This is a genomic window from Halomonas sp. EF61, assembly GCF_040147045.1.
GTDB classification, from domain to species: Bacteria; Pseudomonadota; Gammaproteobacteria; order Pseudomonadales; family Halomonadaceae; genus Halomonas; species Halomonas litopenaei.
The window spans coordinates 623,551-640,453 of the sequence record NZ_JAMSHM010000002.1 but is presented as its reverse complement, the minus strand read 5'-3'; the positions used below and the strand labels follow the sequence as shown (position 1 = coordinate 640,453).

At 66.5% G+C, this 16,903-nt stretch carries 12 protein-coding genes; 7 read left to right on the top strand and 5 right to left on the bottom strand.

Features of this window, described 5'->3' with window-relative positions:
* The first annotated feature begins 261 nt into the window (after positions 1 to 261).
* Positions 262 to 1,152, top strand: coding sequence for a LysR family transcriptional regulator (locus NFI08_RS11760; protein ID WP_045991896.1), 891 nt, complete (start codon positions 262 to 264; stop codon positions 1,150 to 1,152).
* A 124-nt stretch (positions 1,153 to 1,276) separates the two neighbouring features.
* Entirely contained in the window at positions 1,277 to 2,278 is a 1,002-nt protein-coding gene (locus NFI08_RS11755) for a glutathione S-transferase family protein (protein WP_349589527.1), read from the top strand.
* Between the two features lie 82 nt (positions 2,279 to 2,360).
* Here the strand turns inward: NFI08_RS11755 and NFI08_RS11750 are convergent, their stop codons facing one another.
* Positions 2,361 to 2,813 (bottom strand): YaiI/YqxD family protein, encoded by a 453-nt coding sequence (locus NFI08_RS11750; protein ID WP_045991898.1) that lies wholly within the window; start codon positions 2,811 to 2,813, stop codon positions 2,361 to 2,363.
* 433 nt (positions 2,814 to 3,246) lie between these two features.
* Between NFI08_RS11750 and NFI08_RS11745 the strand changes: the two genes are divergently transcribed.
* The 4 genes from NFI08_RS11745 to NFI08_RS11730 all read left to right on the top strand — a co-directional run bounded on the left by NFI08_RS11745 (position 3,247) and on the right by NFI08_RS11730 (position 9,253).
* Positions 3,247 to 4,983, top strand: a complete 1,737-nt coding sequence (locus NFI08_RS11745) for a DEAD/DEAH box helicase (protein ID WP_108449702.1) — start codon at positions 3,247 to 3,249, stop codon at positions 4,981 to 4,983.
* 358 nt (positions 4,984 to 5,341) lie between these two features.
* Positions 5,342 to 5,878, top strand: coding sequence for a fimbrial protein (locus NFI08_RS11740; protein ID WP_052704279.1), 537 nt, complete (start codon positions 5,342 to 5,344; stop codon positions 5,876 to 5,878).
* Between the two features lie 88 nt (positions 5,879 to 5,966).
* The gene (locus tag NFI08_RS11735; protein ID WP_045991900.1) at positions 5,967 to 6,692 is read left to right on the top strand and encodes a fimbrial biogenesis chaperone; all 726 of its coding nucleotides are present in this window, start codon (positions 5,967 to 5,969) and stop codon (positions 6,690 to 6,692) included.
* A 62-nt stretch (positions 6,693 to 6,754) separates the two neighbouring features.
* Entirely contained in the window at positions 6,755 to 9,253 is a 2,499-nt protein-coding gene (locus tag NFI08_RS11730) for a fimbria/pilus outer membrane usher protein (RefSeq protein WP_349589521.1), read from the top strand.
* On the opposite strand, the gene NFI08_RS11725 is transcribed toward NFI08_RS11730, so the two are convergent.
* The 4 genes from NFI08_RS11725 to NFI08_RS11710 all read right to left on the bottom strand — a co-directional run bounded on the left by NFI08_RS11725 (position 9,250) and on the right by NFI08_RS11710 (position 16,071).
* Complete coding sequence (locus NFI08_RS11725; protein WP_108449698.1) at positions 9,250 to 10,017, bottom strand: glutamine amidotransferase; 768 nt, start codon at positions 10,015 to 10,017, stop codon at positions 9,250 to 9,252. The genes NFI08_RS11730 and NFI08_RS11725 overlap by 4 nt on opposite strands.
* Positions 10,018 to 10,064: 47 nt before the next feature.
* Complete coding sequence (gene argE / locus NFI08_RS11720; RefSeq protein WP_108449697.1) at positions 10,065 to 11,231, bottom strand: acetylornithine deacetylase; 1,167 nt, start codon at positions 11,229 to 11,231, stop codon at positions 10,065 to 10,067.
* A gap of 203 nt (positions 11,232 to 11,434) precedes the next feature.
* A complete protein-coding gene (locus NFI08_RS11715; protein ID WP_108449696.1) occupies positions 11,435 to 14,749 on the bottom strand; it encodes an AAA family ATPase in 3,315 nt (1,104 codons plus the stop codon).
* Positions 14,746 to 16,071, bottom strand: a complete 1,326-nt coding sequence (locus NFI08_RS11710) for an exonuclease SbcCD subunit D C-terminal domain-containing protein (protein WP_108449695.1) — start codon at positions 16,069 to 16,071, stop codon at positions 14,746 to 14,748. The genes NFI08_RS11715 and NFI08_RS11710 overlap by 4 nt, the downstream gene beginning before the upstream one ends.
* 124 nt (positions 16,072 to 16,195) lie before the next feature.
* On the opposite strand from NFI08_RS11710, the gene nfi reads away from it, so the two are divergent.
* Positions 16,196 to 16,876 carry a deoxyribonuclease V gene (gene nfi / locus NFI08_RS11705; RefSeq protein ID WP_045991905.1) on the top strand — a complete coding sequence of 227 codons (681 nt, stop codon included), beginning with the start codon at positions 16,196 to 16,198 and terminating at the stop codon, positions 16,874 to 16,876.
* Positions 16,877 to 16,903: the final 27 nt, after the last annotated feature.

Below are 16,903 nucleotides of genomic sequence, written 5' to 3'. Positions count from 1 at the left end.
GTTTATTAACTGTTCTTCATTGGACCCTTAGCGTTGAACAAATGCAACCCCCCGGTAAGTCGTAGTGCTTTCTACTCCCCCTGAAGGACGATAAGTCTCATTTTGTTGATATAAGTCCAATGACTGGCCAGGCGCCGTACAAGGCCTCGCGCGGGAGGGGCGTATCGTGATTTTCATCGATGCGACTTTCATCGATGCCAAGTCGTGTCATTGGCGCCGTCGGCTGGCATGCTCAATGGATATCGTCAAAAGGATTCAAGCATGTCGCGTGTCACGCTCGCACAGTGGCAGATGCTGGCCGCCGTGGTCGATCACGGTGGCTTTGCCAGGGCCGCCGAAGCCGTTCACAAGAGCCCTTCGACCCTCAACCATGCAGTGCACAAGCTGGAGGAGCAGTTGGGGGTCAAGGTGCTGGAACCGGTGGGGCGCCAGGTTCGGCTTACCGAGGAAGGGGCCTTGCTGCTGCGCCGTGCCCGCCAGCTGCTGGAGAGCTCCGACGCGCTCGTGGATATCGCCGCTCGACTGCGAGAAGGCCTGGAGGCCGAGGTGGTGCTGAGCATCGACCAGATCTTTCCCTCGAACGTACTGGCCAAGGCGATGGAAGCTTTCTCCAGCGCTCTTCCCCAAGTCAGGCTGCAATTGCACGAGTCGGTACTCAATGGTGGTGTGGAAATGCTCGAGGATGGCCGAGCCGACCTGGTGGTTTCAGGGGTGACCACGTCGGGCTATCTGGGCGAACCCCTGGTCAGCGTGCCATTTATCGCGGTCGCTCACCCGGACCACCCTCTGCATGCCATGAGCAGGCCGCTGGACCTCAGGGATCTGGAGCACCATCGCCAGGTCGTGGTGAGGGACTCGTCGCAAAGGGCGTCGCGCGATTCGGGCTGGCTCAAGGCCGAGCAGCGCTGGACCGTCAGCCATATCGCCACCTCGGTAGAGATGCTCGAGCACGGGCTGGGGTTTGCCTGGCTGCCCAAGACCCGCATTCGCGACCAACTGGCCAGTGGCCGGCTCAAGCCATTGCCGCTGCAGGCCGGCGGTACGCGTGAGGTGCCCATCCAGCTGTATCATCGCGACGCCGACCGGGCGGGACCCGCCACCAGGGCCATGGCGGAGCATCTGCGCCAGGCTGTCCGGGACTGCAGTTGCTGAGGTCTGGGCACATCGGAGGCAATGGGTTCGAAAGAATCGAAAGGTTGGCGGCAAAATGTGCGCTTGTGGTCGATTCTTTCCACCGTATGCTGGGAGCTCCAAGGCGCTTCACGGGAGAGACCGTATGGGACTGTTAATCGATGGGGTCTGGCACGACCAGTGGTACGACACCGAGAGTACCGGCGGCGAGTTCGTGCGAGAGACCGCCCAGTTGCGAGACTGGGTCAGCGCCGATGGCGCGCCGGGCCCCGATGGCCAGCCTGGCATCAAGGCCGAGGCGGGACGTTTTCACCTGTACGTGTGTCTGGCCTGTCCCTGGGCCCATCGCACCTTGATCATGCGGCGACTCAAGGGGCTTGACGCGCTGATCGGCGTCTCCCACACCAGTCCGCTGATGGGCGACAAGGGCTGGAGCTACAACGAGGCCGAAGGCTCCAGTGGTGACTCGATCAACGGCGTGAGCTTTCATCATGAGCTCTACACCCTGACCGACCCTCACTACACCGGTCGGGTGACCGTCCCGGCGCTGTGGGACAAGCAGCGCAAGCGCATCGTCAACAACGAGTCGGCCGAACTGGTCCGAATGTTCAACTCGGCCTTCGACGAGCTGACCGGCAATCGCCTCGACTTCTATCCCGAGTTCCTGCGCCAGACCATCGACGAGATCAACGCCGACGTCTACGACAACATCAACAATGGTGTCTACAAGGCGGGCTTTGCCTCCGATCAGGCGGTTTACGAACGTCACGTCTCGGCGCTGTTCGCCTGTCTCGACAGGCTCGAGGCGAGGCTTGCCAATCATCGCTATCTGGCCGGAGCCTGGCTGACCGAGGCCGATATTCGTCTGTTCACCACCCTGGTGCGTTTCGATGCCGTCTACCATGGCCACTTCAAGTGCAACCTCTATCGCATCGAGGACTATCCCAATCTGTCGCACTACCTGCGCGAGCTCTACCAGTGGCCGGGTGTCGCCGAGACCGTGGACCTGGATCATATCCAGCGCCACTACTATATGAGCCACGACACCATCAATCCCAACGCCATCGTGCCGTTGGGGCCTGTGCTGAGACTGGATCGGGACCACGACAGAGAGCGTCTGGCCTCAGAAGGCGTCTACCAGGGCTGAGTCAGACGCTGGCGGAGAGGATCCGCTGGTGAGCCGTGGGTGGGGGAGGGGACCGGCTCGTGAGCCGGTCCGGGCGGCTCGATCAGCGTGCGTGCCTGGCCAGCCAGCGATCGAGGGCGTTGGCAAACTCCCGTCGATCACTGTCCGAGTAGCCCTTGGGGCCGCCGGTGTGCTCGCCGCTGGCACGCAGCGTCTCCATGAAGTCGCGCATCTGCACGCGTGCCTTGATGTTGTTGCGATCCAGGGTCTCGCCTCTGTTGGTCATTACCATGGCCCCCTTGTCCAGCGCCTCCAGTGCCAGCGGTAGATCGGCGGTGACCAGCAGGTCACCGGGTGCGATGCGGCTGACGATCTCGTTGTCGGCGGCGTCGAAGCCGTGGCTCACCGCCATGGCCTTGACCCACTTCGAACTGGGCAACGGGATCTGGTGGTTGGCGACGAACCAGGTCTGGGTGGTGGTGCGTTCGGCGGCGCGGACGATGATGTCGCGAGCGACTCTGGGGCAGGCGTCGGCGTCGACCCATAGTTGGGGCATTGGTGTCTCCGGTGCAGAAAAAGGGGGCTCGATCATAAAAGGGCTGGTCAGAGCCATGAGTCGATGGTAGCATGCGCCCTCCTCGCATGTGTTGACCCCACCATCATGACGCAGCGACCTCCGACGCCCAAGCGGCCTCGAGAGTTCAAACAGATGCTGCAACGCGCAAGACGCGTTCGAATTGTGAAGATGGAGCACCCGACGTCGATCCCGACGCCCGCGGTGCAAACGGTCGCCACGATGGCTCCACGCAGTTGCGTGAGCCGATGCCAGGTGCGACCGGCGTCCCCGACTCCGAATGTTGACAACAGACTTGTTGACCTTGCTCTACCACGAGTAGAGCGACGTATTTCTGTTCGCCCCGAATACGGGCGCGTCAGGGACGCCAACCACGTTATTTTGCCGGTAACCCCGGCCTACCAAGGTGTGATTCATGACCTCGACGACTGTCGCTTCACCGTCTTTTGGTGATCTGGCCCTGCTGCCTGCCGTTCTCTCCGCCATCGAGACCCTGGGCTACGAGACTCCCTCGCCCATTCAGGCGCAGACCATTCCAGCCCTGCTGGAAGGCCGCGACATGCTGGGCCAGGCCCAGACCGGCACCGGCAAGACCGCTGCCTTCGCGCTCCCCATCTTGTCTCGTATTGAACTCGATCGGCGTGAGCCCCAGGTGCTGGTGCTGGCACCGACCCGCGAGCTGGCTCAACAGGTAGCCGTCTCCTTCAGCAAGTACGGCCAGAACCTCAAGGGTCTGGAAGTCGCCACCCTGTGCGGCGGCCAGGAATACCGTGAGCAGCTCAGCGCGCTGCGTCGTGGCGCCCAGGTAGTGGTCGGTACCCCCGGCCGCGTCATCGATCACCTGGATCGTGGCAGCCTCAAGCTTTCCGGCCTCAACGCTCTGGTGCTGGACGAAGCCGACGAGATGCTGCGCATGGGCTTCATCGACGACGTCAAGCGTGTTGTCGCCGATACCCCCGAGAACGCCCAGCGTGTGTTCTTCTCGGCGACCCTGCCCACCGAGATCGAGCGCATCGTCAATCGCTACCTGGTGGATCCGGTCAAGGTCGCCATCGAGGCGCGTACCACCACCGCCGAGAGCATCGAACAGCGCCTGGTGCGCGTCGATGGTGGCGCCAAGCTGGAAGCGCTGTCGCGCATCCTTGAAGTCGAGCCGGTGGACGCCGCCATCGTGTTCGTGCGCACCCGTGCCGCCTGTACCACGCTGATGGAGCAGCTGTCTGCGCGTGGCGTCAACGTCGCCAGCCTGTCCGGTGATCTGGACCAGAGCCTGCGCGAGCGCACCATCACTCGCCTCAAGCGTGCCAAGGTCGATGTGCTGATCGCCACCGACGTGGCCGCTCGTGGCCTCGACGTGCCGCGCATCACCCACGTCATCAACTATGACCTGCCCCAGGATGCCGAGGCTTACACCCACCGCATCGGCCGTACCGGCCGTGCCGGCCGCAACGGTGTGGCGATCACCTTCGCCGGCTTCCGTGAAGGCCGCAAGGTAGGTTGGCTCGAGCAGGCCACCGGCCAGAAGATGGCGGTCATGGAGCTGCCCGACGAGGCCGCCATTCGTGCCCACCGCGACAACGTCTTCCATCAGCGCGTGATCGCCGCCGTCACCAAGGGTGCCGAAGAGCAGCGTGCTCTGGTCGAGCGTCTGGTCGAGGAAGGCTACGATCCCATCGAGCTGGCCTGTGCCTTCTCCGCCATGGCGCGTGCCGACGAGGCACCCATCGGTCGCCTGCAGGCGCCGCGCAAGGAGCGCAATGACCGCGCCCCGCGTGACGGCAAGCCGCAGCGTCGTCGCGAGAGCCGTGGACCCAGCGAAGGCATGACCCGCTACCGCGTCTCCGTCGGCCACAAGGATGGCGTCAAGCCAGGCCAACTGGTTGGAGCCCTGGCCAACGAAGGTGGTATCGAAGGCGCCCGTATTGGCCGCATCGACATCCGTAACGGCTTTTCCACCGTGGAGCTGCCCAATGGTCTGCCGGCCAGCATCCTGGCCAAGATGGCACGTGCCCGTGTGGCCGGTCGTCCGCTGGAAATCAGCGAAGACCGTGGCGGTGATCGCGCTGAGCGTGGTGGCGAGCGCAGCGGCGAGCGTGCTCCCCGTCGTCGTCGCGATGACGAGGCGCCTGTGCGTCGCCAGTCGCGCGCCTGATCGGGGTGCCAGGGGCCTGAGCCGACAGCCGGAACAAGGCCCCTGTTGATCCGATGACGCATCGGATCACGACAAGGCAAGTTTCGTGAACGGGCCGGTGGATATCCACCGGCCCGTTTGCGTGTGCATGTTTCGCTGCTTCCTGGGCGTTGGCTCCCGGGGAGCGGGCCCGATGCGATCCTCATTCCCCTCAACGTCGACTTTCCCTCTCTGATCTACGTCAACCTCTGATGCGATGCCGCCGCTCCTGATGGCCGAAGCACGACATAATGTTGCAAAGTGTAACATCCAGGTGCGGTGACAGGGTCTCTCTTGTCCCGGCCGGGCTGAAGGCATGATTGCAATGGAGCGACGGAACATGGAACGGAAAACAGGCAAGGGATGGCTGCTTGGCGTCATGCTTTTTACCCTGGCAGGCAATGGATACGCCGCCACCGGCACCATCACGATATCCGGGAAGGTGCTTGCCACGACCTGTACGGTAAAGGTCAACAATGCGGGAACCGGGGATGGCACTGTGGTGCTTCCAACGGTCAGTGTCAGCGACTTGAAGAGCGGTGAGACGGCGGGTGACACCTCCTTCACCATCGACATGAACTGCTCCGCTGCTGTGGACAATGTGAAGCCGTACTTCGAGCCTACCAATGTCGATGCCGCCACCGGCTATCTGGTGAATACCGCAGGCACCGGCGGCGCCAAGAACGTCGAGATACAACTGCTCGACCATACCAACAAGGTGATCAATCTGATCGCCAATGATGCCACCGCGATGGATCTGGCCGACGACACCACGGCGACTCAACTTCGCTACACCGCGCGCTATTACGCCAGTGGCGCGGACGCCGTCGCGGGTACCGTCAGCACCTCAGCGGTGTATACCCTGAACTACCAATAGATCTCGCAGACCGCCCGCACTGGCAGAAGTGCGCGGAGGTAGGGCGTCTGGCAAGGCTTCATAAAGGCTACAGAAAGGCATAGGGATCATGCGTGTACGGGAGTCGTGGGGAAGGGGAGTGGCGCTGTTGGCGCTGGTGGCGCTTTGCAGCCTTGTCAGTCGTGTCGATGCCAGTGTGGTGGTCTCGGGCACCCGGGTGATCTACCCCGCCGATGCCAGGGATGTGAGCGTCGCGCTGACCAATGCGGGTGATACGCCCTCGCTGGTGCAAGTGTGGATCGATCGTGGCGACCCGGACTCCACGCCGGAGAGTGTCGAGGTGCCGTTTCTGACGACACCGCCGGTGACACGCATCAATGCCCATGGAGGACAGGCGATTCGGATCGCCTATCTGGGCGAGGTGGCGCCTGTCGATCGCGAGTCTGTCTACTGGTTGAACGTGCTGGAGGTGCCCGCCACCCAGGCGGCGCCGGACCGAAACGTGCTGCAGCTGGCATACCGCACCCGCATCAAGCTGTTCTATCGACCCGTCGGGCTTGCCGCTTCCCCCGAGCAGGCCGCCGAGCAGCTTCACTGGGAGCTTGAGCGGGGGCCAGGCCGCTGGACGCTGGTGGCCCGCAATGAGAGCCCCTACAGTGTGTCGCTTCGTCGGGTCGGGCTGGGCAACGAAGAGCACCAGGTCACGGCGCGTGGCAGTCTGATCCCGGCCCAGAGCTCCCGCCGTTTCGGCATCGAACCGCTGGCAACCTCCCAGGGTTTCTTCGATTGGATCAATGACTACGGGGTGACGCAGCGGCGCCGATTCGAGCTGTGAAACGTCTGTCTGGCACAGCAGCCGGCAAGGTTCGAGGCTTTCGGCGGCACGAAGGCCTGTCTGTGCTCGTTGCGCTGGGGCTGTCACTCGTCACCGACGCCGGTCTGTCCGCCCGGGCCGACGAGGGTAGCAGGGTGACCGGCGGTGCGTCCGAGCGCCGGGTCGAGTACGCCTTCAACGCCAAGCTGCTGAAAGGATCACTCCAGGGCATGGACCTGACCCGCTTCGAGCAGGGTATGACGGTCCCCCCTGGTCGCTATGAACTCGACGTTCTGGTCAATGGCCAGGCGTTCGGTCGCGAGACGGTGACGATCGGTGAGGACCCGGAAGGGACGCGTCTGTGTCTGTCGCTTGATGCGATAAAGCGCCTGCCGCTGAAGCCCGCGGCAGGGGGAGGCGACTCAGGCCGCGAGTGCGTCGATCTGGCCGCTCGCTATCCCTACGTCGATAGCTCGATCGACTCGGCGAACATGCGACTTGAACTGAGCGTGCCCCAGGCCTATCTGCGACATCGCGTCAGGGGAAAGGTGCCGGCCGAGGCGTGGCAGGACGGCATCAATGGCGCCTTTGTTCGCTACAACAGCAATGCCTTCCGTGGCGAGCGAGACGGGCAGGAGTCCCGTGAGGACTATCGACTCGGGATCAACGCCGGGGTGAACCTTGGCGGTTGGCAGCTTCGTCACAATGCCAGTCTCGATGACGCCAGTGGCGAGACCGCCCACTATCATGTCACCAACACCTACCTGCGCCACGACGTGACGCCCTGGCAGGCCGACCTGGTCATCGGCGAGTATCAGACCTCCGGGATGGGATTCGAGTCGATACCCTTCACCGGCGTCCAGCTCGCCAGCGACGATGCCATGCTGCCTCCGTCCCGGCGGGGCTACGCCCCGGTAGTGCGAGGCACCGCTCGCACCAACGCCAGGGTGACGATCCGTCAGGGGGAGGACGTCATCTACGAGACCAGCGTGACGCCCGGCCCCTTTGCCATCGACGACCTTTACGCCACCAATGTGGCTGACGACCTTGAGGTCACCATTACCGAGGCCGACGGCAGCGAGCGCGCCTTCGTGCTGCCCTATACCTCGGTGGCACAGTTGCTGCGACCCGGCGCCCACCGCTTCCACCTGACCCTGGGGGAGTATCGGGATGACGGCCTCGTCGACCTGCCCCGGTTCGTTCAGGCCGAATACCGACGCGGGGTCAGCAATCGGCTGACGCTCTACTCCGGCGCCATCCTGGCCGAGGACTATATGGCGGGGCTTGCCGGTGGCGCCGTGTCGACCCTGTTGGGCGCCTTCGCGCTGGATGCCACCATGACCCGGGCGAATCACCTGGAGGCGCTGAGCGGTGAGCCGGAGAGCCCGCGTGGCGAGAGCTTTCGTGTGAGCTACAACACCCGTTTTGATCCCACCGACACCGAGCTGTCGGTGGTCAACTACCGTTTTTCCAGTCAGCACTATCTGAGCCTTTCGGACGTTGCGCTGCTGCGCGATGACGGCACGACATCCTCACCACGGGACCGTGAACGCCAACGTCTCGAGGTCAATCTGACCCAGACCCTGGCCGGCGGCACCAGGCTGTTTGCCTCTGGCATCAGCGCCGACTACTGGGATCGCGAGGACGCGACCACCTATCAGGTCGGTGTCAGTCGTGGCTTCTCCTGGGGCACCCTGAGCGCCACCGCAGGCCGTAGCGAGACCGAAGGCGACTACACCAACGAGTTCTACCTCAATCTCAGCGTTCCGCTGGGAGGCCACCTGCAACTGACCTCCAATCTGGCCCATCGGGGCGATCATCGCTCGGGCCAGTTGAACCTCAGCGGCGACAGCGGCGCGCTGAACTATGGTGTCTACGTCAACCACAGCCGTGATGACCGGTCGCACGATTCAAGCTATGGCGGCAACCTGGGGATGGACACCTCCAGGGTACGTCTTGGCCTCAACCTCAGCGCCGGAGATGACTACCGCAGCTACAGCGCCAGCGCCGATGGCACCGCCATTGCCTATGCGGGTGGCCTGGTGCTGACGCGGGATCAAGGCGAGACCATGGCGGTCATCGAGGCGCCGGGCGCCAAGGGCGCGGCGATTTCTCAACATGACCAGGTGTTGCTGGACGGGCGAGGCAAGGGGGCGATCAGCGGACTGACACCTTACCGCTACAACCGGGTGGCGCTGGATCCCTCCGGCATGACCGATGGCGTCGAGCTCAAGGGCAATGCCAGGCGGGTAGCGCCTCGCCGAGGCGCTATCGTCAGGCTGACCTACGACACCCTGGTGGGGGCGCCGACCCTGGTGCGGGTGACCACGCCGGCGCCTTTCGGCGCGCAGTTGATCGACGCCGATGGCGACGTGCTGGCGGTGCTGGGTCAGGGGCGCATGGCAGTGGTCAGGGGAATCGATGCACACCGCGGCTATCAGCTTCGCTGGGGGCCGAGCCCGCGGGAGCGCTGCCGCCTGACACTGGAGCCGCAACGCGAGGCGACGCCGCACCAGGGTGCAGCGCCGCGTATCGCCCAGCGCCAGGCGACCTGCTTGCCTGGAGATATCTCGTCTGGCTAGCTTCGCCGATCGAACAGGGTTAGGGCGAAGGCGTCCAGCAGGCTGCTGGCCTCGGGGGTCTCGATCACAGACCGCTCGAGTGCCTCGACGTCCTCGTCCTGAGCGACAAGAATGTCGCGCTGGTGCGCCAGGTAGGCCGCGGTCACCTGGACGGTGAATTCCGGGTGGAACTGCACGCTGTACTGGGCTGGGCCATAGCGCAGGGCCTGGTTGGGGTCATGGTCGTTGGCCGCCAGGACCGTGGCGGCCTCGGGGCGTGACAGGGCGCTCTGGGCGTGGGTCAGCTGGGCGGCGAAAGCATCGGGCAGCGCACCGAACAGCGGGTCCCCGCGACCGGCCTCGGTCAGCGTGAGGGTACGCGTGCCGCATTCCCGCCCTCGGGGGTGGTAGCCGGCGCTGCCGCCGAAGGCCTCGGCCATCAGCTGGTGGCCATAGCACACGCCAAACAGTGGCAGGCCGCGGTCGAGCGCCTCCCTCAGCCAGGGTTTCAGCGCTTCGCTCCAGGCTTCCCGGTCGGACACCATGGCGTGGGACCCGGTCACCATCACCCCGTCCTGATCACTGATTGCCGGCAGCGGTTGGCGGCGAACGTCGATCACCTCGATGACGCCGCCACGACGACGAAAGCCGTCGAGACGTGCGCTGAACAGGTCCTCGAAGTCGCCGTGCTCGGCGACGACATCGGCGAAGCTGTCGCCGGTCTTGAAGATGGCAAGGCGAGGCGGCTCAACGGGCCTCGCCGGGCTTGAAGCAGTGTGGGTCACGGTCTTGGCTCGAAAAGGGGAATCCAGGGGCGCTTGCAGGTGTAGATTCAGCCGCGCTTGAGGCGATCACCGAGGGCGACCATGAAGCGGCTGCCGGCGTCGAGCTGTTCGCGCTCGATGTATTCGTCGGGCTGGTGGGCCTGGCTGATGCTGCCGGGGCCGCAGATCACCGTGGGCAGGCCGGCGAGCTGGAACTGACCGGCCTCGGTGGCGTAGGCCACGGCGGCACCGTCGGGGCTGTCGCCGAGCAGTTCGCGGCACAGGCCCAGCGCCTCGCTGTTGTCACGATCGGCCAGGGCCGGCACGGTGGTGTTGAGCGCCTCGGTGGTGATCGAGGCCTCGGGGGCGCGCTGGCGCATGCGGGCTTCGAGTTCGCGGGCGGTGGTCTCGACCCGGGCCAGCAGCCCCTTGGCGTCATCGGTGGGCAGGTGGCGAATTTCCCATTCGAAGCTGCAGCGCCTGGCCATGATGTTGATGGCGGTGCCACCCTCGATCTTGCCCACGTGCAGGCTCGAGTGGATCACGCTGAAGGCCTCGTCGACCCGACCCTCTTCCTTGAGCTCCGCCATCACGTCCTCGATGCGGGTGACCAGGCGGGCGGCGACGTGGATCGCCGAGACCCCTTGATACACCTGGCTCGAGTGGGCTTCGCGTCCGATCACCGTGGTGCGGAAGTTGCTGGCCCCCTTGTGGGCCACCACCGGCTCCATCAGGGTCGGCTCGCCGACCACCACGGCGGCAGGGCGGGGGTGTTCGGCCATCAGCGTCTCGATCATGCGCGGGGCGCCGACGCAGCCGATTTCCTCGTCGTAGGACAGCGCCAGCCAGATCGGTACCTCAAGCTCCATTTCGCTCCAGCGCGGAACCTCGGCCAGGGCGCAGGCGATGAAGCCTTTCATGTCACAGGTGCCGCGACCGTACAGGCGCCCGGCATTGTCGCCCTCGCCGGCGGTCAGGGTGAAGGGATCGCTGGTCCATGGCTGGCCCACCACCGGCACCACGTCGGTATGGCCCGAGAGCACCACACCGCCCTCTACCGCCGGGCCGATGCGCGCCAGCAGGTTGGCCCTGGAACCGTCGTCGCTCTCGACCCGCCAGTGATCGACGCCGTAGCGGTCGAGCCACTGCTCGACGAAGGCGATCAATTCCAGGTTGGAATCCCGAGACACGGTGGCAAAGCCCACCAGGGTCTTGAGCAGGTCGTGTGCGGTCATGAAGGCTCCGTCGACTGAGGTCACTAGGAGCGTCAATGTACCATGGCCAGGCGACGCGCCCCAGCGTATCGCCCCGGGTTACCGCCCGAGCACGCTGCTCTCCTGAGTCACCCAAGACTGAGGCCGCCCAAGACAGGAACCGCCCAAGACTGGTCCGCCCAAGACCAGGTCCGCCCAACAGCGACGTGCGGGGCGGACGGGGTTCAGTCAGACAGCGCGACCCGACTCTCGCCATTGCCGGCGGGATGCACCTGGATCTGCACCGGAATGCGCTCGTGCATTTCCTGGACGTGGGAGATGACCCCGACCCGGCGGCCCTGGGCCTGGAGGCCGTCGAGGGCGTCCATCGCCAGCGCCAGCGACTGGGGGTCGAGGCTGCCGAAGCCTTCGTCGATGAACAGCGACTCGATGGCCAGCTCCCCCGAGGCCAGCGAGGCGAGCCCGAGCGCCATGGCCAGTGACACCAGAAAGGTCTCGCCGCCGGATAGCGAGTGCACCGAGCGACGCTCGTCGGCGACGTCCTGATCGATCACCAGGAGCCCCAGCGGGCTGCCCCCTCTCACCAGACGGTAGCGCCGGCTGAGGCCCGCCAGGTGGACATTGGCCTCGTCGATCAGGCGCTCCAGGTTCCAGGCCTGGGCGATGCGCCGGAAGGTCTTGCCGTCGGCGGCGCCGATCAGCTCGGCGATGCGGCCCCAGCGATGATGCTCGGCCCTGGCCCTTTCCAGGGCCTCGAGGCCATCGCGTTGGCGCTGCCGGCGTCGATCATCGTCGCGCACGGCGTGCAGGGCGCCATCGCGGCGTTGCTGGGCGGCCTCCAGCCGCGGCCGGTTTGCCTCACGTCTGGCGTCGAGGTCGGCCTGGCGTGCATCCAGCTGGCGTTGGGTGGCCTCGTCGAGCAGTGTCTGCGGGTCCTGCTCCGGCAGATGGCGGGCGCGCCAGGCGCGCCAGCCCTGGCGGCGCTCGTCGCGACTGGTGCGGGCGGTCTGGCAGGCCTCGCGGGCGCCGTCCAGTCGGGCGCGCAGGGCCTTGAGCGCATCGTCGGCCTGGTCGAGCAGCCGCTCCAGGTCGCCATCGGTGATGTCCGGATGCTCGCTGCGCCAGCGTTCCAGTTCGGCGTCCAGGCGGGTCTTTTCGTCCTCCAGCACCGAGAGCGCCTTGCCCTCGTGCTCGATCCTCTGGGTCAGGCTCAGCACCTGACGCTGGGCCTGGTCATGGGCCTGGCGGGCCTGCTCGTGGTCCTGACGTGCCTGGCGGACCTGGGCTTCGAGGCGCTCGAGCCAGGCATCCGCCGAGCGGTCATCGCCGAGCGCCTCGGCCAGGCGTCGTCTGTGCTCGTCGATGCTGCGGGTCAGCTCGGGACGCTGGTCGTCGAGACGCTTGAGTTCCTCGTCGAAGGTGGTGGCGCGCAAGGTGAGCGCCTGACGCTCTCGCTCGTCTTCCTCGATGGCCTCTGCCAGCGGGGCAAGCTGGCGTTCGGCGTCGTCCAGTGCCTGGAGGCGCTCGCGAGCCTGTTGCTGGCGCTGGCGGGCCTTTTCGCTGTGCTCGGTGAGCCAGGCTTGGCGGGCCTCAGCGTCGAGGGCGCGCCACTGCTCGGCGAGCGCCGGGTCGTCGAGCCTGGCCTGGGCTTCTTCGAGACCGGCCTGGGCCTCGTTCCTTCGAGGTTCAAGCGCGAGCAGGCTGGTCTCGGCCTGTTCGACGCTGGCCTTCAGCGCCTGAAAGCGACCGAACAGGGCGTCACGCTGCTCGCGCAGCTCGCCGAGTCGGCTTTCGGACTCGGCGAGCTGATCATCCTCCAGTGCGATCTGGGCGGCGAGCTGGGTGGCCTCCGGGGTGGCGGGGGGCGAGTCGCGCCAGGGGTGATCGTGACTGCCACACACCGGACAGGCGGTGTCCGGTTCCAGGGTGGCGCGCATGTCGGCGACGCTGTCGCTTCGGGTGGCGCGGGCGCGCTGGATAAAGCGCGTGAGCTGCTCGTGCTCCGCCGAGGCGTGGTCCAGGCGCGCCCGCGCCTGCTTGCCCTGGTCCAGCAGTTCGTCGCGCTGTGCGCTGTCGCGGCGGCGCTCGGCGTCGAGCCGGCGCTGCTGCTCATCGAGCTGGCGCAGCAGACGCCAGCGCTGCTCCAGCTCGGACAGCGCCAGCAGGCGATGGCCGGCGTCCTCGAGGTGCTGCTGGGCCTCGGCCCTGGCCGTTGCGACCTGCTGATGCTGGCCCAGATGGCGTGACAGGGTGCGGGTGGCGGCGTCGCGCTGCTCCAGATGGCGGCGATGGCGCTCTGCCAGGGCTCGCTGCTGCCCGTCGAGATCCTCGCGCTGGCGTTTGCGCTGGTGGTGTTCGTCCTCCAGCTGTCGATGCTGCTGTTCGCGGCCCTTGAGCTCGCTGGCAATTTCACGGGCCTGGGCGATGGCGGGACGGGCCTGCTCGAGCGCCTGCTCGCTGTCCTCCAGGGTCTGGCGGCGACGGCTGGTTTGCTGGTGCTGTTGTTCCAGGGCGGTGCGTGCCTGGGCCAGGGCTGACGTGGCTAGTTCGAGCTGCTGGCGCTGGTCCGGCAACTGTCGGGACAGGCTACGCTGGCGCAGCAACTGGGGGCGCCAGGGTGCGACGCGCTCGAGCATCTCGCACTCACGGCGCTGGTCGCTCAGTGCCTCCCATCGGGCCTCTGCCTCGACCAGGCTGGCGTCGGCTTGTTCGCAGCGCTGGCGCCACTGGGCGTCCTGGGCGAGCCACTGGGCCTCTTCGTCCAGCGCCTTCATCTGCCGCTGGCAGGTGTCCAGCTCGCCTTCGGCCTCGGCGAGTTCCTGCTCCATGGCCTGGCGTGCGGTGTCGTCGCTGGGCGCGTCCTCGGCGAGCAGCGCCTGCTGGCGGGCCACCGCGTCGCGGGCCTCCTTGGCCCGGGCGTAGCTTTCGACCGAGATGCGCGAGTATTCCTGGGTATTGGTGAGCTTCTCGAGCAGGTCCGAGCGGGCGTTGTCGTCGGCCTTGAGAAAGGCCGCGAACTCGCTCTGGGCCAGCAGCACGGCGCGGGTGAACTGCTCGAACGATAGCCCCAGGCGCTCGGGGATCAGCTCGGCGAATTCGCGCTTCTGGGCGGTCAACAGGCGTTCGTCGTCCAGGTCGGTCAACGATTGCTCCACCGCCTGCAGCTTGCCGTCGGCCTTGTCCCGGGCGCGCCGCACGGCCCATCGCGCGCGGTAACGGCGAGCGTCGCGGCCGATGAAGTCGACCTCGGCGTAGCCGCTGGCGGCGCCGCGCCTCAGCAGGCTGCGGGGGTCCGCGGTGGCGATCCGAGAGCCGTCCAGGTCGTCCAGATGGGAGTCGCGCCCCGGGGCGTGGCGAAGCCTGGGCGTATTGCCGAACAGCGCCAGACACAGGGCGTCGAGCAGGGTGCTCTTGCCGGCGCCGGTGGGGCCGGTGATGGCGAACAGGCCGGCATCGGCCAGTGGCGCCGCGGTAAAGTCCAGCTCGACTGGACCGGGCAGGGAGGCCAGTTGGGACAGGCGCAGGGCGAGAATCTTCATGGCTGCGTGCCCCCTTCGGTGGTGTGCTGGACTTGCGCATCCGCGCTCTGGTCTTCGGCATCCGCGTCCTGGACGCGCTGGCACAGCCAGTCGAAGTCGGCGATCACGCTGTCGTCCGGCGCCTCGCCCCAGCGCTCTTTCCAGGTGCGCGAAAACAGCTCACGGGGTCCGATGTCCTCGAGGCGCTCGCCACCTCCGGGTGCCTGTGACTCAGTGATCGGCAGCTCGCGCTTCAGTCGCAGCAGGCGTACCGCCCGGTCGCCCAGCGCCTGCTCGATGCGCGAGCGCAACTCCGGCATCGGGGCGTCCAGGCGCACGTTGATCTCGAGCCAGTCCCAGCGCTCGACCGGGCCTGCCCCGTCGCGGGCCGGCAGCGCCTCGATCGCGCCCAGGATCTCTTCCAGCGGGGCAGGGCCGAGGCGACGCATGGCCACCGCCCGCGGCACGCTGATGGGCTCGACATGGGCAAGGGCGCCATCGGCGAAGTCCGCCATTAGCACCTGGTGGGGGTAGTCGACCTCGCTGAAGTCCAGCGGCAGCGGGCTACCGCTGTAGCGTATGCGCTCGTCGCCGACCCGCTGGGCGCGGTGCAGGTGCCCCAGGGCGACGTAGTCGATGTCCTCGGGAAACAGCGAGGCCGACAGCGATTCCTCGCCGCCGATGACGATAGGGCGTTCGCTGGCCTCGGAGACGGCGGCGCCACGCAGGTGGGCGTGGCTCATGGCGATCAGCGCCTGGCCAGGCTCGCGCTTTTCCCGGGCGGCCGCGATCAGTTCGCGATGGACCCGCTCGACGCTGGCCACATAGTCGTCGCCGGCGTTCGTCTCTCCTCCTGCTGCGCCCGCCGCTTGTCTGCTCTGCCGGCCACGACCGGTGATCTCCGCTGGACGCAGGAAGGGCAGCGCCAGGCACCAGGCGCGGACCTCACCCTGGGCATCGCTCAAGGGCACCAGCAGGCGATCGCTGTCCAGCGCGCCGTCATCGACGAAGCGCACCCGGCCAAGGGCATGGGTGCGCAGGTGCTGCATCAGCGGGGCGGGCAGCTCGATGCGGCTGCCGCTGTCGTGATTGCCGGCGATCAGCGCAATGGTCAGGTCAGGGCAGCGCTGGTGGACCCTGACGATAAAGTCATAGAGCAGCTCCTGGGCGCGCAGCGACGGATTGACCACATCGAAGACGTCGCCGGCGACCAGCAGCGCGTCCACCTGGCGTTCGGCGAGGATGTCGACCAGCCAGTCGAGGAAGGCGCGATGTTCCTCGTGACGTTCCTGGCCGTGAAAGCTCTGGCCCAGATGCCAGTCTGCGGTGTGGATGATCCTCATCCGTCCTCCCTGATGGAGCGCCAGGCCCTGCGGCCGGCAGCTTGTTGATCCCCGTGACTGGCGCGTAGTCTACCGCGAGCGGGTGGTGTCTTCAGCCACCGCAGGTCATCAACAGGGAGGTGACATGACCCAGCACCCCAGGACACGAGAGACTGCGCTGCACGACTGGGACCTGGCACCGAAGGAGGCCATCGCCTTGCAGCGTACCCTGGCAGGACGCCTGATACGCGAGGACGCCCTCGGTGAAGTGGAACACATTGCCGGAGTGGATATCGGCTTCGAAGATGGAGGCGACACCACCCGCGCCGCGGTGGTGGTGCTGTCCTGGCCGGGGCTTGCGCCGATCGAGCAGGTGGTGGCGCGTCAGCCGACGCGCATGCCCTACGTGCCGGGGCTCCTGTCCTTTCGTGAGATACCGGCGGCCCTGGCGGCCTTCGAACGACTCGACAGCCGCGTGGATCTGGTCATGGTGGATGGCCACGGCATCGCCCATCCCCGGCGCCTCGGGGTGGCGGCGCACCTTGGACTGTGGCTGGATCTGCCCACCCTGGGCGTGGCCAAGAAACGCCTGACCGGGCGCCATGGCGAGGTCCCCGAGGGGCGTGCGGAAAGTACCGACCTGATGGACGGCGACGAGCGCATCGGGGTCGTGCTACGCTCGCGCGCCGGCGTCAAGCCGGTGTTCGTGTCGCCGGGCCACCGGCTGTCGGTGGATTCGGCCAGGGCCTGGGCGGTGGCCTGCCTCGGCCGCTACAAGTTGCCCGAACCCACAAGGCTGGCCGACAGGCTGGCGTCACGGCGCTGAGCCGGCCTTCACTCAAGCATCCGAGAA